Origin of the sequence: Halorussus halobius (assembly GCF_004765805.1) — an archaeon.
GTDB lineage: Archaea > Halobacteriota > Halobacteria > Halobacteriales > Haladaptataceae > Halorussus > Halorussus halobius.
The window spans coordinates 1-22,867 of record NZ_SBIU01000007.1 but is presented as its reverse complement, the minus strand read 5'-3'; the positions used below and the strand labels follow the sequence as shown (position 1 = coordinate 22,867).

The 22,867-nt window shown below is 60.9% G+C and carries 29 protein-coding genes and 1 pseudogene; 7 read left to right on the top strand and 23 right to left on the bottom strand.

Annotated elements, in window-relative coordinates; translation table 11 throughout:
• Window positions 1-32 precede the first annotated feature (32 nt).
• Complete coding sequence (locus EPL03_RS17430) at window positions 33-377, top strand: winged helix-turn-helix transcriptional regulator (RefSeq protein WP_089649946.1); 345 nt, start codon at window positions 33-35, stop codon at window positions 375-377.
• Between the two features lie 101 nt (window positions 378-478).
• Entirely contained in the window at window positions 479-1,033 is a 555-nt protein-coding gene (locus tag EPL03_RS17425) for a peroxiredoxin (RefSeq protein WP_089649945.1), read from the top strand.
• 42 nt (window positions 1,034-1,075) lie between these two features.
• Here EPL03_RS17425 and EPL03_RS17420 read toward each other — a convergent pair whose 3' ends face one another.
• The 6 genes from EPL03_RS17420 to EPL03_RS17400 all read right to left on the bottom strand — a co-directional run bounded on the left by EPL03_RS17420 (window position 1,076) and on the right by EPL03_RS17400 (window position 5,054).
• Window positions 1,076-2,236 carry a hypothetical protein gene (locus tag EPL03_RS17420; protein WP_240728576.1) on the bottom strand — a complete coding sequence of 387 codons (1,161 nt, stop codon included), beginning with the start codon at window positions 2,234-2,236 and terminating at the stop codon, window positions 1,076-1,078.
• Window positions 2,237-2,402: 166 nt separating this feature from the next.
• Window positions 2,403-2,945, bottom strand: coding sequence for a hypothetical protein (locus tag EPL03_RS17415; protein WP_200820959.1), 543 nt, complete (start codon window positions 2,943-2,945; stop codon window positions 2,403-2,405).
• Window positions 2,942-3,607, bottom strand: a complete 666-nt coding sequence (locus EPL03_RS17410; protein ID WP_103992925.1) for a hypothetical protein — start codon at window positions 3,605-3,607, stop codon at window positions 2,942-2,944. Before EPL03_RS17410 ends, EPL03_RS17415 begins: the two co-directional genes overlap by 4 nt.
• Window positions 3,604-3,735 carry a hypothetical protein gene (locus tag EPL03_RS20670; protein WP_280178011.1) on the bottom strand — a complete coding sequence of 44 codons (132 nt, stop codon included), beginning with the start codon at window positions 3,733-3,735 and terminating at the stop codon, window positions 3,604-3,606. Before EPL03_RS20670 ends, EPL03_RS17410 begins: the two co-directional genes overlap by 4 nt.
• Window positions 3,735-4,421, bottom strand: a complete 687-nt coding sequence (locus tag EPL03_RS17405) for a DUF6166 domain-containing protein (RefSeq protein ID WP_103992924.1) — start codon at window positions 4,419-4,421, stop codon at window positions 3,735-3,737. The genes EPL03_RS20670 and EPL03_RS17405 overlap by 1 nt, the downstream gene beginning before the upstream one ends.
• A gap of 78 nt (window positions 4,422-4,499) precedes the next feature.
• On the bottom strand, window positions 4,500-5,054 hold the full coding sequence (locus EPL03_RS17400) for a DUF6166 domain-containing protein (protein ID WP_135807369.1): 555 nt from the start codon (window positions 5,052-5,054) through the stop codon (window positions 4,500-4,502).
• Between the two features lie 191 nt (window positions 5,055-5,245).
• Between EPL03_RS17400 and EPL03_RS20370 the strand changes: the two genes are divergently transcribed.
• Window positions 5,246-5,503 carry a hypothetical protein gene (locus EPL03_RS20370; RefSeq protein WP_210425035.1) on the top strand — a complete coding sequence of 86 codons (258 nt, stop codon included), beginning with the start codon at window positions 5,246-5,248 and terminating at the stop codon, window positions 5,501-5,503.
• 131 nt (window positions 5,504-5,634) lie between these two features.
• Entirely contained in the window at window positions 5,635-6,999 is a 1,365-nt protein-coding gene (locus EPL03_RS17390) for a restriction endonuclease (protein WP_135807367.1), read from the top strand.
• Window positions 7,000-7,035: 36 nt separating this feature from the next.
• Here EPL03_RS17390 and EPL03_RS17385 read toward each other — a convergent pair whose 3' ends face one another.
• The 12 genes from EPL03_RS17385 to EPL03_RS17330 all read right to left on the bottom strand — a co-directional run bounded on the left by EPL03_RS17385 (window position 7,036) and on the right by EPL03_RS17330 (window position 15,631).
• Window positions 7,036-7,986, bottom strand: a complete 951-nt coding sequence (locus tag EPL03_RS17385) for a hypothetical protein (RefSeq protein ID WP_011222457.1) — start codon at window positions 7,984-7,986, stop codon at window positions 7,036-7,038.
• 44 nt (window positions 7,987-8,030) lie between these two features.
• Window positions 8,031-8,615, bottom strand: coding sequence for a hypothetical protein (locus tag EPL03_RS17380; RefSeq protein ID WP_011222456.1), 585 nt, complete (start codon window positions 8,613-8,615; stop codon window positions 8,031-8,033).
• Between the two features lie 82 nt (window positions 8,616-8,697).
• Window positions 8,698-9,093 (bottom strand): DUF7567 family protein, encoded by a 396-nt coding sequence (locus EPL03_RS17375; RefSeq protein ID WP_011222455.1) that lies wholly within the window; start codon window positions 9,091-9,093, stop codon window positions 8,698-8,700.
• A gap of 72 nt (window positions 9,094-9,165) precedes the next feature.
• A complete protein-coding gene (locus tag EPL03_RS17370; RefSeq protein WP_011222454.1) occupies window positions 9,166-9,531 on the bottom strand; it encodes a DUF7568 family protein in 366 nt (121 codons plus the stop codon).
• A gap of 6 nt (window positions 9,532-9,537) precedes the next feature.
• Window positions 9,538-10,038, bottom strand: coding sequence for a PX domain-containing protein (locus EPL03_RS17365; protein ID WP_011222453.1), 501 nt, complete (start codon window positions 10,036-10,038; stop codon window positions 9,538-9,540).
• Window positions 10,039-10,146: 108 nt separating this feature from the next.
• Window positions 10,147-10,569 (bottom strand): hypothetical protein, encoded by a 423-nt coding sequence (locus EPL03_RS17360; protein ID WP_011222452.1) that lies wholly within the window; start codon window positions 10,567-10,569, stop codon window positions 10,147-10,149.
• 120 nt (window positions 10,570-10,689) lie between these two features.
• Complete coding sequence (locus tag EPL03_RS17355; RefSeq protein ID WP_011222451.1) at window positions 10,690-13,053, bottom strand: heavy metal translocating P-type ATPase; 2,364 nt, start codon at window positions 13,051-13,053, stop codon at window positions 10,690-10,692.
• A 59-nt stretch (window positions 13,054-13,112) separates the two neighbouring features.
• The gene (locus EPL03_RS17350) at window positions 13,113-13,862 is read right to left on the bottom strand and encodes a helix-turn-helix domain-containing protein (RefSeq protein ID WP_004594502.1); all 750 of its coding nucleotides are present in this window, start codon (window positions 13,860-13,862) and stop codon (window positions 13,113-13,115) included.
• A gap of 61 nt (window positions 13,863-13,923) precedes the next feature.
• Window positions 13,924-14,208, bottom strand: a complete 285-nt coding sequence (locus EPL03_RS17345) for a hypothetical protein (RefSeq protein WP_004594503.1) — start codon at window positions 14,206-14,208, stop codon at window positions 13,924-13,926.
• A gap of 37 nt (window positions 14,209-14,245) precedes the next feature.
• Window positions 14,246-14,908, bottom strand: a complete 663-nt coding sequence (locus EPL03_RS17340; RefSeq protein WP_004594504.1) for a DUF6735 family protein — start codon at window positions 14,906-14,908, stop codon at window positions 14,246-14,248.
• A gap of 67 nt (window positions 14,909-14,975) precedes the next feature.
• Entirely contained in the window at window positions 14,976-15,356 is a 381-nt protein-coding gene (locus EPL03_RS17335; RefSeq protein WP_004594505.1) for a hypothetical protein, read from the bottom strand.
• Between the two features lie 86 nt (window positions 15,357-15,442).
• A complete protein-coding gene (locus EPL03_RS17330; protein WP_004594506.1) occupies window positions 15,443-15,631 on the bottom strand; it encodes a hypothetical protein in 189 nt (62 codons plus the stop codon).
• Window positions 15,632-15,966: 335 nt separating this feature from the next.
• Between EPL03_RS17330 and EPL03_RS17325 the strand changes: the two genes are divergently transcribed.
• Both EPL03_RS17325 and EPL03_RS20760 read left to right on the top strand, forming a co-directional pair.
• Window positions 15,967-16,518: a DUF7342 family protein gene (locus EPL03_RS17325; protein WP_049938513.1), complete on the top strand. Its 552-nt coding sequence runs from the start codon at window positions 15,967-15,969 to the stop codon at window positions 16,516-16,518.
• Between the two features lie 17 nt (window positions 16,519-16,535).
• Window positions 16,536-17,024, top strand: coding sequence for a hypothetical protein (locus EPL03_RS20760; RefSeq protein ID WP_011222449.1), 489 nt, complete (start codon window positions 16,536-16,538; stop codon window positions 17,022-17,024).
• Here the strand turns inward: EPL03_RS20760 and EPL03_RS20520 are convergent.
• From EPL03_RS20520 to EPL03_RS17305, 3 genes and pseudogenes are all read right to left on the bottom strand, one after another.
• Window positions 17,021-17,181 (bottom strand): annotated as a pseudogene (locus EPL03_RS20520) (transcription initiation factor IIB family protein); the annotation flags it as partial. The gene EPL03_RS20760 and the pseudogene EPL03_RS20520 sit on opposite strands and share 4 nt — an antisense overlap.
• Window positions 17,182-17,274: 93 nt before the next feature.
• Complete coding sequence (locus EPL03_RS17310) at window positions 17,275-18,144, bottom strand: biosurfactant protein 1 (RefSeq protein ID WP_011222448.1); 870 nt, start codon at window positions 18,142-18,144, stop codon at window positions 17,275-17,277.
• Window positions 18,145-18,407: 263 nt separating this feature from the next.
• Complete coding sequence (locus tag EPL03_RS17305; RefSeq protein WP_049938512.1) at window positions 18,408-19,328, bottom strand: transcription initiation factor IIB; 921 nt, start codon at window positions 19,326-19,328, stop codon at window positions 18,408-18,410.
• A gap of 221 nt (window positions 19,329-19,549) precedes the next feature.
• On the opposite strand from EPL03_RS17305, the gene EPL03_RS17300 reads away from it, so the two are divergent.
• Complete coding sequence (locus EPL03_RS17300) at window positions 19,550-20,299, top strand: hypothetical protein (protein WP_011222446.1); 750 nt, start codon at window positions 19,550-19,552, stop codon at window positions 20,297-20,299.
• 5 nt (window positions 20,300-20,304) lie between these two features.
• Here the strand turns inward: EPL03_RS17300 and EPL03_RS17295 are convergent, their stop codons facing one another.
• On the bottom strand, window positions 20,305-21,642 hold the full coding sequence (locus EPL03_RS17295; protein WP_011222445.1) for an AlbA family DNA-binding domain-containing protein: 1,338 nt from the start codon (window positions 21,640-21,642) through the stop codon (window positions 20,305-20,307).
• Between the two features lie 231 nt (window positions 21,643-21,873).
• The gene (locus EPL03_RS17290; protein WP_004594516.1) at window positions 21,874-22,734 is read right to left on the bottom strand and encodes a hypothetical protein; all 861 of its coding nucleotides are present in this window, start codon (window positions 22,732-22,734) and stop codon (window positions 21,874-21,876) included.
• Between the last annotated feature and the right edge of the window lie 133 nt (window positions 22,735-22,867).

Genomic DNA, 22,867 nt, shown 5'->3' with positions numbered 1-22,867 from the left:
AAGCTATGGAGTAGGTTGGAGGCCACGAAGCTATGGCAGACACTACGTCATCGGCGCCCGCGTGCGATGTCGAGGGGACGTGCTACTGTCCGCTCACGGGTGTCATCGACACGTTGAGCCGGAAATACGCGATGCAACTCGTCAGCATCATCGGCGCACACGATTCGCTGCGGTTCGCGGAGATTGAGGAGCACCTCCCGACGGCGAGTACCTCGACAATCTCGAAACGACTCGACGAGTTCGAGGAGGCAGGACTCGTCTCACGGACGCAGTACAACGAAATTCCACCACGCGTCGAATACGCGCTAACTGACGAGGGTGATGAGATTCGTTCGAGATTAGAACCGCTTCTTGAGTGGGCGACGGCGAACTCCTGACGTACGGACTTTAGTGAATTTCATCCCACATCAAGTGGTGAGCAATTCAGATCGGAGTGCTGACCCAATGACTATCCTGTCTTCGTGTGCTACTATGTCGTATGATAAACGAGGGAGCGTCTGCACCGTCATTTACTCTTCCGGGTCTCCGTGACGGAGAACAAACCGGGTACTGCTTGGATGAGTCAACAGCCAATGATCGGGCTGCGTTGCTGGTATTTTACCCGTTTGATTTCAGTCCTATTTGTACAAACGAACTGTGTGCGATTCGCGATGCAGAGTGGTTTCAGCTAACGCCCGCTCTCGATGTCTGGGCAATTTCTGGTGACAGCGTCTACGCCCATCGAGCATTCGCCGAGGAATACGGCCTCAATTTCCCGTTACTTAGTGATAGTTCCGGGCGGGTTGCCGAGTCATATGACATCTGTTATGATGAATGGGAGAACCACGAGCGCGTCCCGCAGCGTGCCGTGTTTCTCATTGATTCCGAGCAAACGATTCGATACGCCTGGGCGACAGAAGATGCACTCGAGAAGCCGGATTTCTTCCCGGTTAAAGACGCTCTTGATACGCTTGAAGCGGAACGTGATGAATTCGGTCCTGAGGATGTCGAATTAGTAGTCGAATATAACGAGGAACCGGAATCTCTAACGTAGACTGCTATTTTAGGATTGTATCAGTGAACGCCGCTCCGACAATCAGCTCATGGCATCTTGGAACCGCTCACGAAGCGCGTCCTCGCGCTCCTCGAACTGGTTGACCTTCTCTTGCAGATCGTCGCTGATGCGCTCGATGCTCGCGAGCGCGCGCTCGCCGGCGAGCGACGCCTGCGACCCGTCATCGCCGTCTGTCTCCAGCTCCTCCTCGTAAGCGCGTTCGACGCGCTCGATGGTGCCCTCCGGGTTGAACAGGATGTCGTTGGCCGTGCGAACGTAGCCGTCCAGCGACGCACCCTCCTTGCCTTGGAAGAAGTGGGTGAGCGCGTACGTGGCGCCGGAATGCAGCGTCCACATATCGATCTCGACGGGGGAGGTCGCGTTGGCCTCCGCATCACTCGCAGCGCGCTCGGCCAGGTAGTCCGGGAAGCCCAGAAGACTGTAAAACTCCGTGACGGTGAACGGGAGCTCCGAGAAGTCGAGGTCGATGTCCTGGGCGTCCCGGATGAACTCGAATAGGTCGTCGGCGACGAGTTCGACCTGTGCGAGAAGCTCCTCCCACCAGGTGCGGAAGTTCCGCACGTCGCCGACGTGTTTGATGACCTCCTTGTCGGTGAGCGAACGCATCGTATTTGAACAGTACCCGTCCTGGGCGAACCCCTCGACGTAGACGGCGTGCTCACCGAAGAAGTCGTAGCCCGACGTGACGCCCATCGTGATCGGGTCCGACCGGCCGGGAAGGCGCACTTCGAGGCCGTCGAACATGATGTCCATATGGACCTCGCCGCCGCCCCGGTAGCGACGAATCTCGCCGAACATCACGTCACCCAGCGGCGTTCGGTCGATAGTCTCCTCCCGAAGGACCTCCTCCAGAGGGCCGTAGACGTCGACCGGGTTGATGATCGAGTACGAGTCGGTCGGAATATGGAACAAAGAATCCGTTTCGGCGTCCTCCTCACGGGCCTGCTCTCGAGCGCGACTCGGCTCGACGAGCGCGTTGAACCGCTCCGTCTCGACCCACTCGTCGGTGTACGGATTCTGGTACGCCACGGTCGTCTCGACGGCCTGCGGGAGGTCGCGGATCGCCTCAGCGAAGCTCACGGTGTCTTTGCCGCCGTGACGCTGACGATACCACTCGGGTAGTTCGGTGTCGGTACGTCCATCGACGCCTGCGAAGATGGTTCTCGACTCTGGGTCTTTCATCGTAGTCACCTCGACGCAGGAACGCTCATCGACGGCTGCCTGCATCGTCTCGCGCCCTGCGCCCCTCTGCCGGGCGCAACAACAACACCACGTTAACCAACACTAACCTAGGAAGCGGCTGTCTGTTGGTTAATCGAACCACCGTCGGGAAACTGTCGCACTGTCGTTACTCGGTGCTGGAGCGGCGTAGCCGAACCTGCTCCGGGTTCGGAACCCAGGGATGGTCCTCCCAGCAGTGAAGGGCGTGAGCATGGGGCGACTCGAACTCGGCTCCGCAGGATCCACACTCGTAGACATCGTCGGGCCAGGGCTCACTGACGTACATCGCTGTCACCGTCGTCCCAACCGGCTCGGGAGCTCCGCTTCGCTGAACGTACCGGTAGCCGCGAACCGTCCGTTGACGGATCGCTGTCCGGGCAATCTCGGCGGGTTTGCCGTCGGGGAGATACACCCAGCGAACGAAGTCGTCGACCGACTCCTTGGCCGAGGGCTGGAGGATGAACCACCGCTCGTGGGCATCCCGGAACAGGTAGCGTTCAGTTCCCCTGTTTTGGAGGTACACCGGGTCACCTTGGCCGGGGATGAGTCGCAGCCCCTGGGCCGGTGATATCGGGTCCAACAGTCGCTCGACTACAGATGGATCGCGCTCCGGCTGGTTGTCCGAGTCTTCCTCTGCTGCAAACTCATCGAGACGAGCATTCGTAGTCACGGAGCCCACCGTCCGAGTGAGGACTGTTCCCGCTCAGACTCATCAGGAACTTCACAGAGGAACCGCCACTTCGGCCGCTCTCGGATTTGCTTGTCGGGCCGGTTACCTGCCTGTCCGGGTTCCGTTTTCCCGGCGCAGTGCCAGCCCTTGTCTCTGAGCGCTTTAATCATCGAGCCGTCGAAGTCAGCTCGCACGAACGTCAGCAGAAGGCGAACGCCTCGCCGCCGACCGTGCCGACGCACGAATCGTTCCATCGACCGGGCGAGGGCGGCGGAGGCGAGATTCGGGAAGTCGACGCCGATGCAGATCCGTGCTGCCTCGACGATCTCGTCACCCTCGTATCGCGTGCCGTCGTAGTCCAGCGAGCGAATCAGTGGATAGCGCCACGTAATCGCACCCAGTAGCTGGTCCTGGTAACAGAGCCCGTGATGAACGAGGTTCGTCCGCGGGACACTGTCCATATAGGAATGATGGGCTTCGTAGATCGCGCCGGCGACGTGCCGTGGGATCGATTCGATATGGACGCGCTCTGCGAACCGCAGGCCGAGCGGCGCCGTGACCGGCTGGCCGTCGCGATGAATGGGACACGAGCACCCCTCGGGAGTGCGCGTGTACTGGAACCCGGTACTCCGCCGCTGGCCGGGAGAACGTGTCTGAGTCACGAGTCGGTGCCGTCAGTCTGCTCTTGCCAGTCGTTGTACCGCTCCAGTTCGCGACCGATTTTCTCGAGCGCCTCGACCCCGCGTTCGAGCAGCTGGTGGGTGGCTCGTAACAGCCGAATTGTCTCCATCAGCACTCCCCCTCCGGTGGCTCGATGAGGTTGTTGCTCTCGTCGACCAGGGCCCGGATGGCCTGCTCGACATCGGCATCGTCCGAAACCGTCCGGCTCGCCAGGGGTGCCGGATAGGCGCGATCGCCCTGATTACAGAGGACGGCCAGCCAGCCGTCGGTTCCCTCCCCAAGCACGATGTAGTGGTCGCGATCAGCCCGCTGGAAGACTCGCCGGTCAGGGCGAGTGACCGTTCGCCAGTTCTCGGGGAGTGTCGGTGACGGCCCCCCGCCGTCGGGAAGGGCGACGACGTCGTCGGCGATCGTCGCCATCGCCGCGTCGATTTCTTCGCCGGTGAGGTGCCAGCACGCCGCCGGGCCGTCACACTCGAGCTGGCTGATCACGCAATTCCGGAACCCAATGTAGTGTTCTCTCGCGATCTGGGCGTCGTTGTAGTAGTCGAGGAGGAGCCCACAGGCGAGCTGTGCGGGCCCGCTTCCAGCGTATCCCCACTCGAAGCCTGTCGGGCTGTGGTTGACCAGATCGAGACTTCGATCCGGGGTGAGACGCTGGTGTTCGGAGAGATTCAGAACGACGGCCTGGCCGTCGATGCGAAAGCCGACGTATTCGACGGAGTCGTCGCGACGGTTAGCGAGCGCTTCTGTCTGGACTACGTTCGACGTGGTGCGTCGGGCGTTCCCGTTCATCGGTACGTTGCGGGAGTGGTGACCCCCGCACCCCTCTCGGGGGTTCTACAAACAGAGCCGGAAACGCCCTCACCGTCCCTACTGGCTAGCTGCGGGGAACTCGAACCCGCCGGTGTCGGTCTGTGACTCCTCCGAGTCGGTAGTTTCTGATTGGACTGCCTGGCGGGCGTCTTCCAGTTCCTCGCGGCGGTCGTCGACGCTCTGGTGGATGCTAATGTCGTGTTTCTCGCAGAGCGCTCGCTCGACCGCGAAGGTCATCTCGTCGAAATCGACTGCCGTGATGTCGACGTCCTCCGGTGAGGGCGTCTCATCAGCCACGTCGATGTCTCGCGACCAGGTATCGGCCGAAATGTCGCTGGTCGGGAGTCGCCACTCGTCGCCCTCGAGCTGTTCACGCAGGTACCGCGCGAATTCCTTGTAGTGGTCGAGCGCGATGTTCTTCGTCGCTGAATCGGCCAGCAGCGCGATCGCGAGTTGATCGATGCGGGCCTCGTCAGCCTGTGGTCCCCAGTCGAACCCGCCAGGGGCGCGGCGTAGGACGTGGAGGTGCTTGTCCAGCACGTCGCCATCGGGCGTGTACACCAGCTGTCCACCCATACAGCGTTCACCGCGGTACGCTCGGCCGCCGGTCATCGAAACCCACCCTCCCAGTGACCCATACCTCGTGGTCGTTCTAGGGGCTGACGGGGACGGGAGTCCAACGGTCGACGGGCGGTGTCTGGACCGCGTCCGGCTTCCTGATTGCTCGCACTCGCGGTCCCGGTTGGTCGGGACCCGACGTACATCGGCTTTCGCGCTTGGCTCCGCTCCGTGACGACCTCCCGATGGAGCAGTGTACAGAGCTCCATGACGCTCTCGGCGAGCGCGAATGCTGCCTCTCGGGACCGGAGGTCGTGCTGGCTGAAGAGGATCGTCCCATCGGCTCGATCGACCCGGACCAGCCAGTCCGAGGATTGCTGGACGTGGCAGAGGACGGATTTCGAGAACTCGTAGGCGAACACGAAATGGTCGTCTTCTGTTCGGCGTTGCAACCACCAGTTGTCGGGAGCGATCTCGCTGTTGCTCTCAGAACTCATCGGTAACCCGGGACGAATGTGTCGTCCCGCGCCCCTTGCGGGACGAACAACAACACCAGCGCTCACGTCGTCGGGACTTCGTCGCCACCGTCGGCAACGTATTTAGTTATAGCAAGATACTATCCAATTACATTCGGATGGCTGTACTGGACGACCTCTCGGGATTCGAGTTCGAGGACTTGATGGAGGACGTCTTCCGCAACCTCGGCTACGAGAACGTCCGCCAGGCCGAGCGGACGGCCGACGAGGGACGGGACGTCATCATGGAGGAGGTCGTCGACGGCACCCGGCGTGCGATCATCGTCGAGTGTAAGCACACCGGGACGGTCGGCCGGCCGGTCGTCCAGAAGCTCCATTCCGCCATCGCGACCTTCGACTTCGACGGTCCAAAGCGCGGGATGGTCGCCACCACTGGTCGATTTACGAACCCTGCCGAGGAGTACGCAGATCGGCTCCAGCGGAACGATGATCCCTTTCCCATCGAGCTGATCGACGGCGAGGACCTCCGGGAGATCGCCGACGAGATCGGTCTCGATCTCTACAACGGCCGCATCGAGATCCTCTGTGACGAGACGCTCCGGCCGTACGACCCGGCGGCGGATGTCGACGCACCTGTCCAGGAGGCGTTCCGCGACATCGAGAACATCGAGGCTGCGGATCTGCCGGTGCCGCACTCGCAAGTGACGTTCCGACCGGTGGTTGCGATCACCGCCGACACGAACGCTGTCTTTGAGACCTCCGTCGGTGTCATCCACCGGATCAACGACCGCACACAGTTCGTTGTCCACGCTGAGCGCGGCCATCCGAAGGTGGCCGACGACGAAGTCGCGACGCTGGTCACCGAGAATTTCCACGCGACGGTTCCCCTCGATACCGGGCAGTTTACCGAGGTATTCGACGACGTCGACGAACGACGGTTCGGCCAGACCCAAACGGAGTACAAGGAGTGGGCTGTTGACCGCCTCCAGGATTACCACACGACGACGGTGACCTACACCGGCGACAATAACGTCACGTACAACAAGACGTGTGAGCCGAATCTCTCGGACATCTCAGTGCAATCGATTGAGCCGGTGTATCTACCTGAGGTTCGGCAGACGACAGAGATACTGGAGTACTCGTATCCGTACGAATACTATTCTGCTGGCCCCTCACGGGTCACTCTGGAGGACGGCATCCATCGGTGCGTCCACTGCGAGACGAGCGGCGTTGACGAGACGTACACCTACTGTCCGAACTGCGGGGCGATCGCCTGCGACACCCACATCAAGACCGAACGGCTCGAAGGGGAGCCGGTCTGTACCGGCTGTGCGGTGACCGAACGGTTCGCGCTGAAGAGGAAGTACTTCTACGACGAGGAGAACCTCGACGCGTTCCGCAAGGAGTACGCCGAGATGCCCCTCCACGAGAAGGCGATGGAGAACAAGCTGCTTGCTGGAGGGAGCGTGGTTGCGACGCTGCTGCTCGTCGTCGGACTACTCGTGATCGGCGGCATCATCTAACCCATCGCAATTTTCCGCCAGACTGCGTGGTTGGTGTTACGCGACTCCGTACTGGTCTTTGAGTGCCATATATTCGTTCTTTTTTGGGAGGATGACTGGCAGATCATCTGTTCTGTCGAAGTCGCCCTGAAGTGGCCGATACAACGCTTTCACAGTGGGTTCCAGGTCGTACCACTGTGCGGTCTCGACGAGTGTCTCCTGATCGATATCCTCCGCCTCGATCAGCAGCATCGAATAGCTGACCCGCCTAGATCCGCTATCCAGAAGGAGCGTATGGCATACGACTTCAGCAGGCGTTAGGTCTTCGTCCGGAGCATACCAGAACGGAGGCTCGCCGGCGAGGAAAAACTGTAGACCATACGCTGTAAACCGACCCAGTCCGGTCATCTCCCAGTCCGGAGCTGCTTGGAGTGCGTCCGTATCCTCGTCGGTCTGCAGGCGAACGAGTGCTCGCTTCGGATCGCACCACGCGATCGTGGCACTGGGAGCGATTTCCCGGACTCGGGCTCGATGTTCGTGCTCTACAGTAGCCCGGGCGAACGCCAACAGCGGCGAGACTTCGTCATGAAGGGCGTACTTCGAATCAGATCTGGAGAGTAGTGCTCGGTGCTTGAGCGGTGATAACGCGCTGTGGACACCTTGTCGAGTGATTCCGAGCCGGTCTGCGATATCAGCGATGTGTCGTGGTCTATCGAGATACCAACACACGCGGAGTGTGGCTGGGGAGAGCAGTTCCGTCCAGTCTACGTGGCTGAACTCCGACTGCAGCGTTCGATACGCTTCGGTAACTGGATGTTCCGCGATGCGGACACGACGCTGATTGCTGGACCCACGGGTTTCTGTGAGCAATCCCGCTGCGAGCAATTCGTTGAGTACGTCGTACAGATGGTCTCGTGAATATCCGGTTTCGGCCGCGAGTTCCGCCGGTGTTGCTTCACGGCCGGTACTCAGCGCGTCAAGCACGGCGAGTCCGGCCTTCGAAATCATCTGGGTCTTTCTAAACCCTAACTGTATAAATACGATTTGGGATTTTACTTGACGACTGCTTCGTCCCGGACCAGTTCTGCGAGCGCGTCCTCGAGCGACCCGTGGAACTGCCAGCTCGCCTGCTCGAAGGCCTCGTCGGTCGGGCCGTCCCAGCGGGGGAACGCGGAGTGACCGCTCACTTTGACTGTCCACTCGGTCGGCTCGTCGAACGGGTTCTCCGTCGGGAGTTCGACGACGTAGAGGTACTCCTCGTCGCCGTGGATGCCGTCGGCCGGATTCTCGACGCCGTGGCCCAGCAGGAACAGCGGCTGGTCCAGGTGCTCCATATTGGACGGCTCGAGGAGATCCGCTGGCTGAGCCGCGTCGATCGTTCGCTCTGGGTCGCCATCCAGGTAGAGGTCGACCGTCGAGAGCTTGTCGAGGAACACGAAGGTCGCCGCCGTGTAGCCCGGGCCACGCTCTGCGCGGGTCGCATCGAGCAGCTCTTTCAGTTGTGCGAGATCCCGGAGGACGCTCCCGGGATACCCGTCCGAATGCCGGTACACCTGCGCGACGCGGTCGGCGCTGCCATCTGTCTCACCGGTCTGTTCGACTCGTTGGACGAATCGGAGTTGGCTCCGTGTCGACATCGGTACTCGCCGGCGCGTGTGCGCCGGCACCCATCGCCGGCGCTGAAACAACACCACACAGTCGTAGCGGGATTGCAATCCGCTACGCGAGATGTGACACCTCGTCTGGTTCCTCCACGTCGTCGAATTCACCACGCTCGACCGGCTCCCAATCCTCCCCAGGTGCTGGACTCCACCAGTCGATCTCATAGGCACCCGGTGCACCGAGGATTTTTGCCCGTGCCGAGCCGTCAGGCAGGTCGCGGCGGAGCTTCTCGTCGACGTGAAGGTTCCACGTTGAGTCGGTGTCGAAGCACGCGAGCACAGCCTCCTCGTAGCCACGGTCTTCTCGAGACTCTTGGAGGACGACCTGCGTGTTACAGTTCTTGCAGAACACTCCCTCGAAGGGAATGTGGGTGAACACTTCCTGCCCGCAGACGGGACACCAGAGGAACTCGAACAGTGCCTCGCTGTGTCGGTCGAGTACTTCGAGACTCATTGTTGGACCGACCCGGTTCGACCGGGTCACTCTCTCCGCCCCGGCCGAAAAACACCCTGCGTGTGTACGTCCTCAGCGTTCAGGGCCGTAGACGATGCGCGAGGGGGCTTCGTACCCACAGTCCGGACAGTCGTACCAGCGCTGTACCGTCGCTCCATCAGCTGTCTTCTCACCGACGAGGACGTCGTCGTTTGGACACTCCGGACAGTTCAGTTCGGGCGCTGGCCGCTCCCGAAGCGCATCCCGGAACGTTGTCGCCTCCTTCGTCTCGAAGCCTCGCGACCAGATCGGGTAGCCGTCGACGAGGATCGCTCCGCGCCACTTGTACCGGTATGAATCCGGCGCCCGGTGTAGAACAGCTCGCGCTCCAGTCTCGGTGTTTCGATACGCGAGTGTTGGTGAGCGACTCTCTCGTGACCAGTTGGTGATTCGTGGCATCGTTGGTCAGAAATGAACGTCTGCGGGGACGATCCAGAGCGTCTGGCTGTCCTCGTCTTCCTCGAGGACTCGGTCGAGCTGGCCTCGATGCCGAATCCCCTGGGCGTGCTGGTCGTACATCGGGATTGAGGGCCCTTCGTACGCGCCGACCTGGTGGAACGCGTGGCGGGCGAGGTCCTCGTCGCGCATGATCGCCTCGTCGCTGAGCTCGTCGAGCGCCTCCTTCACGCGGTCGAGATTCCGCTGAAACTCCTCTTTCGTGGCCTTCCAAGCCCGGTCGAGCAGTTCACCGCCCTCCTCTGAGTTGATGGGGGCCGCCGTCGGCAGGTCACCCCAGCGGGCCTTCCCGGCGACCGTCGTGTCGTCTTCATCGAACGTGACGTAGTAATCAAACACGGCGCAGCCGTGGGGATTCGCGCCGACGAGACGGTCGAAGACTGCTTTCCCCTCGACCAGGGCGTCGTGCTGTGTCGGTGCTTCCACCAGCGCGTAGATGACCATATGCATCTGGTTCACCTCGGAGTGCCGACTCACCGGGCGCCGCTCGGCGCTGTCTGCTCGGTGCGCCGGCACCCATCGCCGGCGCTCGAAAAACCTCGCTTCGGGAGACCGCGTTCAGGAATCGGCAGTCTGCTCGACGGTGATCGTCAGGTCGCCCGACTCGTAGTCGGCCTCGAAGTCGGTGCTGAACGCGTCGGAGTCGTAGGCGGCGTGGTAGGCACGGTGCAGTTCGAGCGACCCGGTCGCCTTGAAGTGGAAGAACGCGGCCGCCGTGTAGGGTTGGCTCTGGGTTTCGATCTGCGTCTCGACAGAGGCCGGGAGCGCGATTTGTGGTGTGTCCGTATCGATACTCGTAGCGAACGCCTTCGCTTCCTCGACGGTCGCCTGCGAATGTGCGGGTGTCTCGCCGGTGAGCACGTTTACCGGCGTCTCGGTATCGTCAGTGAACAGGACATCGTGGAAGGTGCGCGTCCCGAGGACTGCGTCGGGACTTAACTCGCAATCGTGGAGTGGATCGTCGTCTGGATTCTCGGGCATCAAATCAGAGCCTGCGGTGGGGCTCAGTCTCTACTGCCCCAGACAAACTGCAAATTGTCTCGATAGAGCGCAGGAAAGTCGCGAAAGAGGAGCGTCCTGCCCGCACTTCCCGCCGCAGAGTCAGGTGTCGGAGAACCGATCGGGCTCGATTCGCGACAACCGCATCGCGTTCCCGGTGACACCGAGGCTCATCCCCATATCACCGACAACGACCGCCAACGCAACGCTGACCAGCCCCAGTGGCACGCCCAGCGCGAGCAGGAACTTCACGCCGAGACTCGCCCAGATGTTCTGCCGGATCACCCCGTTGGCCGTATGCGACAGGTCGTACAGGTACGGGAGTTTCCCGACGTCGTCGCCCATCAACGCAATATCGGCCGTCTCGAGAGCGGTGTCGGTGCCGGCCGCGCCCATCGCGATGCCGACCTCCGCGGTGGCGAGCGCGGGCGCGTCGTTGATGCCGTCACCGACCATCGCGACATCACCGTACTCTGCCTGTAACTCCTCGACAGCGTCGACCTTCTCGTCGGGCAGGAGTTCTGCGCGATACTCGTCGACCCCGACCTGCTCGGCGATTGCGCGGGCGGTGCCCTCGTTGTCGCCGGTGAGCATCACCACGCGCTCGACGCCCAGCTCGTGCAGGCGTTCGACGGCCCGCTTCGAGGCCGGGCGAACCTCGTCGGCGATGGCGATCGCACCCAGCAGTTTCGACTCCGTCCCGACGATAACGACAGTCTTGCCCTCCCGCTCCAGCGCGGAGAGGGCATCCTCGGCGAACGCCCCGTTCTCGCCCTCGGTCGCCTCTTCCGTCATAACGCCGCCGTCCGTCTCGCGGCGTGCCCGAGCGAGGTCGAAGCCCAGTTCCTCGAAGAGCGCGGGCTTGCCCGCATAGTACGTCTCGCCGCCGATCTCGCCGCGGATGCCCTTCCCAGTGAGGCTCTCGAAACCCGTCGGGTCGGGCAGGTTGCCCACGCCCGCCTCCTCAGCACGGGCGAGAATCGCCGTAGCAATGGGATGCTCACTGCGCTGCTCCAGCCCAGCGGCGCGACGGAGCAGATCGTCCTCCGTAGTGTCACCCACCGGAACGACGTCGGTGACGGCGAGTTCGCCCTTGGTGAGCGTCCCGGTCTTGTCGACGGCGACGGCGTCGACCTCGCCCATCGCTTCCAGGTAATTTCCGCCCTTGATCAGGACGCCGTTCTTCGCGGCGCTCGTGATGCCCGACACCACCGAGACGGGTGTGGAGATGACGAACGCACACGGGCAGGCGATCACCAGCAGCGTGAGCCCACGGATGAACCACGTCTGCCAGTCGCCCGCGAAGGTGAACCCGTAACCGGCTAGGTCCACCGCCACCGGATCAGCGATAACCAGCGGCGGGATAGCGGCGGTCAGGATTGCCAGCACGACGACGAGGGGTGTGTAGTAGCCGGAGAAGCTGTCGACGAACTGCTCAGACTCGGTCTTCTTCGCCTGTGCGCCCTGTACCATTTCGATAATACGCGAGAGCGTCGAATCGCCAGCGGTCGAGGTGACCTCTACCTCGAGGTACCCCTCTTCGTTGATCGCGCCGGCGTACACCTCGTCGCCGGTGGTCTTGTCGACGGGGACGCTCTCGCCCGTGATCGGCGACTGGTCGACTGCACTCTCGCCTTCGATGACCGTCCCGTCGAGCGGAATCTTGTCGCCAGGGCGGACGACGACGGTCTCGCCAACGTCGACCTCCTCGACGGAAACGGTCACTTCCTCACCATCGCGACGGACGGTCGCCTCGTCGGGCGAGAGTTCCATCAGCTCGCGCAGAGAATCCCGTGCCCTGTCCATCGCATAGTCCTCGAGCAGTTCGGCGATGCTGAACAGGACGGCCAGCGTCGCGGCCTCGACGAAGTAGCCGATGCCGGTTGCGGCGATGATCGCTGTCCCCATCAGGAGGTCGATGTCGAGGCTTCGGTTCTTCGCGGAGTAGTACCCGCTGCGGACGACCGGGATGCCACTGGCCGCGACGGCACCGAGGAACAGGACATCTGCGATGTGTAGCGGGTAGTCGAGGATGCTCGCTATCGCGACGTTCTGGCCGGTGAGAAGGAACTCGAAGACTAGACCAAGGATGACGAACGCTGCGCCGAGCCACGTCTTCTTCGCGCGAGAACTCGTCCAGACCTCCGAAGGTGGCGCGATATCGACGCCGTCGGCAGACTCGTCGGTTTCGTCGTCTGCTCCGCCGATCACGTCATAGCCGGCGGCTTCGATCGCCGCGACGACGTCGGCTTTGGTAGTCCGGTCCGGATCGTACTTGATGGTAGCTGTCCCGGTGGTCGGCTGGAGCGTGGCCTCAACGACGCCGTCGACGCGCTGGAGGCTCTTGTCGACTTTTTGCGCACACGACGGACAGTCCATCTCGGGGACCGTGAGACGGGCAGTCAACTCCCGCTGCCCGCCGCCGTTCGGTGGTCCCGCTGTATCCACATCGGAATTCTCTGTCATCACCTCACGGTAGGAGCGGGAGTTCGATATGTCTTTGTTGGAATATTCCAACCGCGGTGTCAGTGCGATGCCAGCCGTTCTTCCGCTACCCGCTCGCCGGCGACGTGTTGCTTCGCCAAATGTTCTTCCGCCCGACGGAGCCGGTAGGTAAGTGTTGACCGAGGCACGTCGAGATGCTCGGCCAACTCGCCGACATCGACCTCGCGGGGCGACTCGTAGTAGCCGTGTTCGACGGCGGCTTGGAGGGCGGCTTCCTGCGCCGGGGGTAATCCGCTCGGTGTTTCGTCGCTTCCTCCAGCTGCTGTCGTCGTGTCCGCGGTGCGGAGCATCTCCATCTGAGCGCATTCTTCGACGGCAACCTCGAGGGAGTCGAAGAATGCCGCCACGTCGCCGTCGCCCGAGTGGATGAGTCGCCACGTGTAGTGGCGGCCCTCATGACGGGTCTCGAACAGCACGCCGTCCCCGAGATGGTCGCGGGCGATGTGGGGAACCGAGGCGCAGGTGGGGGTTCGCTCCCAGTCGGAGTAGAGGACGAGCGTGTCGTCCGTGCGGTCAAGGACGCGGGTGGTCTGGGTGGCGCCGCAGTCCTCGGTGGCGAGACAGTCGGCGTAGTAGTCGCTGTTTCGAAACGCGTCCTCGATGGCGTCGAGTGCGTCCGGAGTGCCGGTGGCATGGTCGACTCGCCAAAGTTGGTCGGCAGTCGCGTGCAACGAAAGCGAGCGGACACGGGCGTCGGGGTAGTCGGCAAGGGCATCCGCCACCCTATTGCACCCCGGCTCGTATTCGAGGGCGAAGACGAGTTCGCGCATACCCCGTCTACGGCCTCCTCCGACATAACCAATGGCACGGGACTACGTCTACTGGTGAGCATCAGATCACGTCGTTCGGGTCGTGGACCTCCTGCATTCGCTGCGCTTCGGCCGCGTATTGGTCCTGGAGATCGGGGTCATCAACCGTGCCGAGATTGCCGGGCCCCGCATCGACTGCCGCTGTCGTATCTCGAATATCGGTGAAGGACGTGAGTGCCCGCTCTTTCCGATAATACTGTTTGCCGTCGGGTGTCGCGTAGGTGAGGATGATTAGGTTCTGTTCATCATCGGAGTAGGTACGTTCGACGAGCCATACTCGCACCTCGTCATCAGCCCGATCTGACATATCCAGACGTTCGTGGGGACTCAGAAAGGGATTGGCGTTATAATCGGTCGACTGACGCAGTTTTCGACGGTGATTCACCACCAGGGATGCGCAGTTCCTGGCGCTCGCCGACCCACTCGCCGAGTTTCTGCTTGAGGTACTGCCTCGCCGTCGACGGCGTGAACACCCCCTTGTCGACCATATCGCCGACGACGTCCTTCAGCGCCCGGAACTGCCCCTTCAGATGGCCGTCGCCGACCGGCTCGCCGTCGTGCCACCGAACGGTCGCGAGCGCCCCGTTCCCGACCGTCTCACCGTTGTCGATTGTCTCTGAATCGTACTGCAGGCCGAACCACAGCGTCCGGTAGGCGGTCACCTCGAAGGTCGGTGACACCACGTAGAACGCCTCGTGGTGGAGGTAGTCGAGATGGTCAGCGATGATCTCGTCGAGGGTGAGCCCGGTGGCGCGGGGCTTCGGCTCGACGACCGTCGACGGTCGATCCTCGTCAGCGAGGTAGCCGTCGACCGCATCTGCCTCGAGGCCATCGGCCAGTTCAGCCAGCAGCTGTTTCGCCCACTTGGAGTTGGTGTCGTCGCCACCGAACGGCGACTCAGCCGAAATTCGGTGCTTGAGCTTGAGGTTCGCTGCGCCCCAATGGCTGTAGTGGAGCGTGTACTGTCCGTCTGTGCGTTCGTACGCAACGAGTGCGCGGTGGCCCATCGAGCAATCACCTCACGGGGCGACCGCTACTGGATCGCCCCGCACCCCTCTCGGGGGACGAACAACGCTACTCCTCGATTGGTTCGGGGGAACTGAGATCCGCGTAGAGGACTTCGCCGTCGCGAACGACGTACCGCTTCGCCAGCACTGGGAAGCGACACTTCGTGAACCCCGCTGTCTGGATGTCGAGTTCCTCGTCAGCTTCGAGGTGGTCGGCAAGTTCTCGCAAGAATTCGTGGGTCACGATGCCGCCCTCGTAGTCCGGGAGGCCGTTCTCCCGCGCCTCGTACACTTCGAAGTCATCGTACCCCCAGATGGTGAGTTCGCCCTTGTCGGTGACCTCCCAGTCGAGCGTCCCGAAGCAGTAGCTCTCACAGAGTTCGCGGACAGCCTGTGGATCCGATACGATCGCGCCGGTTGACGTCGTCGCAGCTTGTAGTGTCGCCATGTCTGGACTCGCGGGAAGCCCCGCACCCCTCTTGGGGGGCGATAAACCGACACTGGAAGTGCCCCTGGCGTCGACGGCGATGACGATCAGTCGTCTGTTGGGGCGTCTGGTCCGCTCCCGTCCTCTGGTCCCGTGAGTAGGCTCACTTCTTCCAGGAGGTCTCTTGCAGTCTCGACTCGCTCTCGATCCGCGTCGTCCAACCGCTCGACGTCGAGGCGGCTGAGATTGCTGAGTACACGATGCATCCAGTAGCCCTGTTCGACTTGCTGATTCATCGGTAGCGCCTCACCACTCGCCGGCGCGGATAGACACTCCACGTGACTGTCGTCGTCGCATCAGGTCGCCACCAGTGCTCGTCGCGACGCGTTGCCGCCAGGAGGTCACTCTCACACCCGTCGTCCAACATTGTGTCCGGGCTGTGGGATGCCTCGCCGGTCGGCCGTAGTTCCTCAACGTCAGAATATCGGTCGTACATCGGTTGGCCATACCTTCTGTCGGTATCGCATTTCAACGTCCGGACGCCTTCGCCCGCAAGGCATTCTTGATTATGCGAGACAGTACAAACATATATGGGAGTAGGGCGCGAACACTGTCCCAAGAGGTGCCAACCATGACCGAATCCTCGCGAGATGGGGTCCAATCGTGGACTGAGTCGATGAGCGCCCGCGACCGCATTCGGGCGGTCGCCGAGTCACTTCGCGAACCCCGCTCAGTTAACTGGATCAGCGAGCAGGCCGACGCCGCCTGGAGCACGACCAACGAGGAACTTCAGGACCTCGTCGACCAGGGCCAGTTGCGTCGCGTCGAGGCCGGCGAGACGACGCGCTACCAACCGGACTACACGCGACTGCTCTTCGAGGAGATCCGCACGCTCATCGAGGAAAATACCCGCGAGGAGCTGCGGAGTGAATTGGCCGCGATTACCGAGGAGATCGAGGAGTGGCAGGCGACCTACGACGTCGAGACGTGGGAAGAGCTTGAACAGTCGCTCGCCGACGGCGACCTCACAAGTGCGGAGCTCCGGGACCGCCGCGACGTCATCGCGTTCTGGCGTGAGAACGAGGAGGATCGCCGCCTCATCAAGCACGCACTGGAACTCTACTCCGACGTCGAAGCTGCCCGCGAGCAGATGACCGACGTGGCTGACCGCGCCACGAGCTAACCCTCCTCTCTCACAGAATGATCTTTCTTGCCGGTCGCGACCGCTATACACAGCGGACCCTCCTCCGCGACGTTCACGACCGATTGACGAACCAGCCAGGGTGTGAAGAGGTCCGCTATCGCCCGTCTCGACGCCGACCCCGGTACGTCATCGCGGGTGTCGATCCGACGACGTTCCTGAGTGACTCGTACGACGCGGCGACAGCACGACTGGAGATTCGCTTCTGGTACCCCGCCGGCGTCGACCACGAATACTACCGCATAAACTGGGTCGAACCGGACCGAAATCTGATGCTCGGATTCCACCAAGATGCCGACCATCCGGACCTTGGGCCCTGTCATATCCAACTCAATCACGAAGACACGCCGGTTGATCGGCACAAGGCGACGTTTCTCGATGCGCACCCACTCGCCGTCCTCGATGACCGACTACAGCAGTTCCCGCCCGCGCTAGATGCGATCCACTGGAAGAATGGAGCGCCCTCGCTCCCTACCTGGCCCGTCTAGACAGCGAGTTCATCGAACCTCTGGTGATGCGTCCAGGCCGTGGTCGGCGTGACGTTTCCGGACTTGGCGATGTCACGGTGCGTTACCCACACCCCCTGTTCCCGCCCCGCTTTGTAGAGACAGGCCGCTGCGAACCTGCCGAATGAACGCCCGCTATGACTGACGTCGGACTTGCGGGTACTCACCGTGTTAACCAACAGAAGCCATCTCCATCGGAGACTGTTGGTTAAACGGTGAGATTCCTACTGCCCTATTCGGGAGCAGGCCCGTAGCGACCTGTGCCACACACTTGGCACTCCCAGATTGGTTGGCCCGTCCAGGTCTCGTCAGGGAGCGACTCGCGTGTACTGAAGCGATGTTCTGTTTCTTTCGTACAGTGCTGGCACTCGAGGGCTGTTACGGTCGGGATTTCAGCTCTGGTACTGGAGGATTTCGTTTCGCGGGGTACTGTTTCCACAGCGATTGCTGGGACGATCCACAGCTGATCGCTGTCGTCGAGCGTGTGCTCGAGGGACGACTCATCGCGAATTCCCTGGCCACGCTCGTCATAGACGCGTGGAATCTCCGTCTGAGAACGATCGCTCCTCTCGTTCCACGCTGTCCGCTCACGGGCCGCTGTTAGTAACGCGTCGCCAGCCGCTGCGGTCACCTCAGTAGCAGCGGGGAGCGTAGGCCAGCGCTCGGTTAGCTGGGGTGCGGGCTCGTCGTCGAGATCGTAGATGAGCGTACAGTCGTCGATGGGCTGGTCGTGACCTGACGAGAGAAGTGTCGCTGCTGCTGCTCCCCTTGCCACGGCGCCGTAGAACGTCCCCGATTCGACGAGGAAGTGGATCACACCACGCAGTGTCTGCTCGGAACTCGCAGCACCCGACTCCGACGCGCCGTCAAGTTCGTGTTCGAGACAGAACCGGCATTTTCGTTGCGACGCCGGGATCGATGCGCCACAGGAGACACAGGATCGGTCTGTGTCGGTTGTTCCGTCCGGATACCCACCCGAATGCGAGGCTTCACGCTGGCGGCTTGGCTGGCCGTCTGCTGGCTGATCCAGCGCTGGGTCCGGCACCAGAGCGCCCTCCCCGACAGGTTGGAACGCCTCTCGGTCTGAGTTGTGGTCAGTCATCGATTCGCTCCGCGTTTCCCCCGGTTTGGTATTTAAACTCAGGGGTGAGAAAATGCGGGGACGGATTCGGCGACGACGGGATAAATCTGACCGCCTGAGACCGATTCAGTCACGGAGCTCGGCGACCGCTCGACCGACCTCGCGAACGTGCTCACTCCGCTCGATATCGAGTTCTGTCGACAGATACTCGACAGTCTCGTCCAGATCCATACCCCCTTGTAGACTCTCTGCCTGTATGTAGGTATTCCTCTACCGGAGGCGTCTCAGATCGCTTGGAGTTCGTCTCGCCGGCTTCGGAGCGTCACGACTGACACCTCTGCTGCCGACGCGACGGTGGATTGGGTAATCAACGCGCCCTGCTCTTGGGCAGCCAGATAGACACAGGCGGCCGCGACGCCCGATGGCTGACAGCCGTTCGTGAGGGTTGTCCCCTCGGCGCGTTCTGCGAGTTCGTTCGCGCGCCGACGAATGTCGTGGTCTAACTCCAGCGCCGAGATCAGGCGTGGAATGAACGACGTCGGGCGCATTGGTGGTGCTGGGAGCTCTAATTCGCGATTCAGTGTTCGGTAGGCGTTGGTGACACGAGCGGACTCGACTCGGGCGGCGTCGACGACATCCTCGAGGAGAAGCGGGTGTTGGTTACATCGACAGGTACCGTAGATACTCGCTGCACCGATGGCTTCGATGGATCTGCCTCGAAGCAGATCCTCGCTCTGAGCGCTCCGGAAGAGCTGGCACGCCTGGTCACGAATCGACTCAGAGAGCTCGAGCGCACTCGCCAGCCGGCGTACCTCGCCCAACCCGTGTGCGAGATTCCGTTCCGCTTTGGACCGCCAGCGACCACGGGTCTGCTCACGTCGCATCCGGGCCAGCTGCCGGCGTTTCTGACCAGAGAGTTCGTTCCCGTGTGCGTCGGTTCCGTGGCCGATCTCGGTCGAGATGCCTCGATCGTGACGGGCTGTAGTGAGTGGTGCGCCTGTTCGCTCGCGCTCGTCTGCATCGTACGCCCGCCACTCCGGCCCGTGATCGATACGTTGTTCCTCGATAACAAGTCCACAGTCCTCGCAGATCGTTTCGACCGCATTCGTAGTGACCCGGCCGTCACACTCTGGACACTGGGTAGCGCTCGACTCTGTTTGGACGTCTTCGTCGAAGCCAGTTTCGTAGATGTCTCTGGTAGTCATCGTTCTCACCATGTTCAGGAACTCGCCAGTACAGCGAATCCTTCACCCATTATGGGTGGAATAAACCTCTACAAGACGGTTCAGATATCTCGGAACCGATGGCGTACAGCGACCGAGTCTGATTCTTATACCAATGAACTGGCTATGCAGGAACTGGGGCGGCACTCAAGGCCACAACAGGGGACCGAATACATATTTATCTAAGGTGAGAGGGGGAGCATATGAGTGATTCACATCTTCGGCGTCTCCATGAACTCAACCGTGAATATCCGGCGGTTGATCGGTCGACATTATATCGCGAATACCACCTTCAGCGCTTCGATATGCTTAATTCAGAGGATGCAATTCCACAGCTCTTGTTCCATATTGTTCCTGAAAGTGCTCTTGATGGATCGCGTCTTGTCGATATCACAGAACTTGAGGAACTGCCTGTTCCCGCGACGTGTCGACCATCGTTTCGGCCCGATAGACTGTTTGAACACGCGGATCCGACATGGAACCATATTGTCGCTCGCTACGAGAATCGAAAAGACCTGAGTTCAGTGGCAACTCTGTATGATACTGGCATATATGAGGCCCGGGGGAGCGGGCTCTGCTATCCAACCGGTCATTCATACGACTGTGACTATGCAGTCAGTTCACAGGATCTTGAATTAAGTCTCGTCACCGTCCTCCAGTTCTATCGTGACGTCCTTCCTGATGAACACAGCGAGAAGGTGTATGCAATCCTCAGTGGGACAAATCTCACGAACGCGACAATAGACCAACATCGGCAGGTTGACCGGGTTGAAGCATTTCCTGAACCTAACCGCACCTCGCGCCTCACACCTCTCAGTCTGTCCGATGAAGACGGTATCCGTGACCAACTCACACCGCTTTTCCGACCATTATCAAACTCTCAGTTCGGATATCATCCCGGTTTCTATTACGATGATGAAGGTGCGTGGGAATTGGATGAACATCTAGAGTAGCGTTGTTACTGGCTTTGCATCCGGTCCAGCTCATTCTGGATTAGATCGGATGGCGGCTCGTAGAAATCAAAGATCTGGTATAGCGGTTGGGTCAAGGTCTCAACCACTTCCGGTAGAGCGTCTTCAAAATCTTGAACAGTGAAGCGTTGACTGGCCGTAACTGTCGCTTGATGTGATTCTCTTTCAATCGGAGGGAAAAGTCCACGGCGATTTTCAATTGAGCCCAGTGTTCGTCCCTCTAGTCCCGTCCATCGGGCTTGCACGGTGACCGACGTGTTTTCCTCACCGAGTTCTCGCCCCAACCGCTTCGCATGTAGCAAGCATTCACCGACTCGCCAGATTGGGAGAATATAATCCAAAACTGTACCTGGCTCAAGTTCATCTTTGCTGTCTTCCTGATAGCCACGAAGCAAGAACAGCATCCCGTCTGGGGATGCACGCCAGTAGTCTGCGTGCGCTGGGTCATCGAATGTTCCGCCGGTATACCACCCTTCGATTGTCTCATCGCGGGGATGTACCTGATCCTCGCTGATCAGCCACGCCGGCCACCCCGTTTCATGACCTTTCACCTCCCGTAGTAGATCTAAGAACTCAGAGAGAGATGGCTGATCAAACTCAGAATCCAGACTGTAAGCAAATGACCAGTACCCGTGACGATAGGGTGAATTATCCATATTTCCGTACTCGTCCATCACGTTGGCTTCCCAGTCTTCCCGCATAGCCTCAGTCCACGAAGCAAGCTGATCCAGCGGATCAATCTCTTCTTCACTTGCTCCTTTTTCGAACCCCGTCAGTACGGTTCGCATTCGATCTAACAGATCATCACGTGAGGCAGTGACACACCGCCGAATCAATTCGTCCCACTCACGTCCTGTCTTCGGTGCTGCACTTTCTGGCCCTGGCCGCCTAATATAATATGTGTTGTAGGTAACGTGTTGGTCTTCAGGGCCAGCACTGTCTGATCGAATCGGCACCCGATGGTCTCCCGGTACATCGATAATTGGAAAGACTTCACCAGATTCTGGATGTTCAATATGGTATACTTCACAGTGAAACTGGGGCTCAGCAAACTTCTCAACGATCCCATTAATCGTATCTTGATCGTAGTGGTCAATCGGATGTGGTCGAGATGGATCCGGTTCCCATGATTCACCGACCTCCTCATATCCAATCAAAATCTGACCCCCACCAGAATTCGCTAATGCGAGCATCGCTTTTGCTACGTTTGCCTTGTCCACATTATCAGACAGATCAAGCCAGCTTTTGATTTCACGATGGACCTCTTCTCGTGGATTACGCAATAGATCCTGCCACCGCTGATCCACGTCTCCCGATTTAACCATATTCCCTCTATGTTTCTAGTCAGCCTAAAAACCTCTCTAGGCGGTAGTTGCTTTTTATTTCGGACGGATACACGCGGTTAGCGAATTCCCGAATTCTGACATACATCTCAGCTCGGTTCTTGAGGTTGTGGCTGCGCGCGCAGCGACCAGCGGGAGCGAGCACGGAGCGGTGGGTGGGGCGGTGGGGCCTGGGCCGGTCCGGCACTCACGAAAAAAGAAAGGGCGTTGCCCCTACTCCTCCCACCAGCGGCGGTCGCGTTCTGGGAAGACGATCATACTGTCGTAGGTCACGGCGAGTGAACATCGTCCCTCGTACCAGTTCTTCTTAACCGCCCGCATTCGGACGGTGTCCCCTTCTTGGACGAAGGCAGGCTCCGATTTTCGCCACGAGGTGAACTTGATTTTCCCGGTGTCGTCCGCGACCAAGCCCACTTGAGCGATCTTCCGGCTGGAAGCATCCCAGAGCTGAACGACTTCTCCTTCGATGCTCACCTCATCCGTCTGCACGTCCGGGACGTCCTCGATCGGGCAGATGGCGCCGGGGGCCGCCTTGAGTGCATCCATCGTGTCGAACACTGCTTTGGTGATGTCTTGCCCCTTGGCGACCCGCTTTGCGAGCGCCCGCGAGACGGCCGCCCGACTGTGACCGGTGCGAAGCCGCTGTGCCATCCGGTCTGCTTCCTGGTTCACCTTCGCCAGCTCCATCCGGGAGAGACGCTCTCGCGGATCCGTCCGGTCCGGGGTGCGTTCCGCCCGCTTACGCTGTCGCCGTTCGGTGACGACCTTGCGAGTTCGCTTCGCCCGCCCGTCTTGGGTGCCGAGTTCCGCCTGGGCGCTGATGTGGTCCAGTTCGGCCTCCCGGGCGCGAATCTTCTCTTCCTGCGCGAGGGGCAGGTGCGAGAAGTCCTGGACGATGCCGTCTGGGTGGTTGGAATCCACCTTCGCCTGCTTTTCCTGCTGAACCGTCGCTCGGAACTCCGGTTTGTCGTCGACGACCTTGAAGCCGTCCTCGTCGACGCCGGCGTCTTCGGTTCGTTCGAATGCCTGTTCATCCACCGTAACGACCTTGCGACTCGAGTTGTTACTTGACATTGGTATCCTCCAGATACCACTGAAGGCGCTCGTGCGCCGCCACCGCGATGCCCCTAACATCGCGGTTTTCCGACGACGTCGACGACCGATAGCACCGACTGCGCGCTCTCGCTCGCGCCTTCGCGAGCGCCCT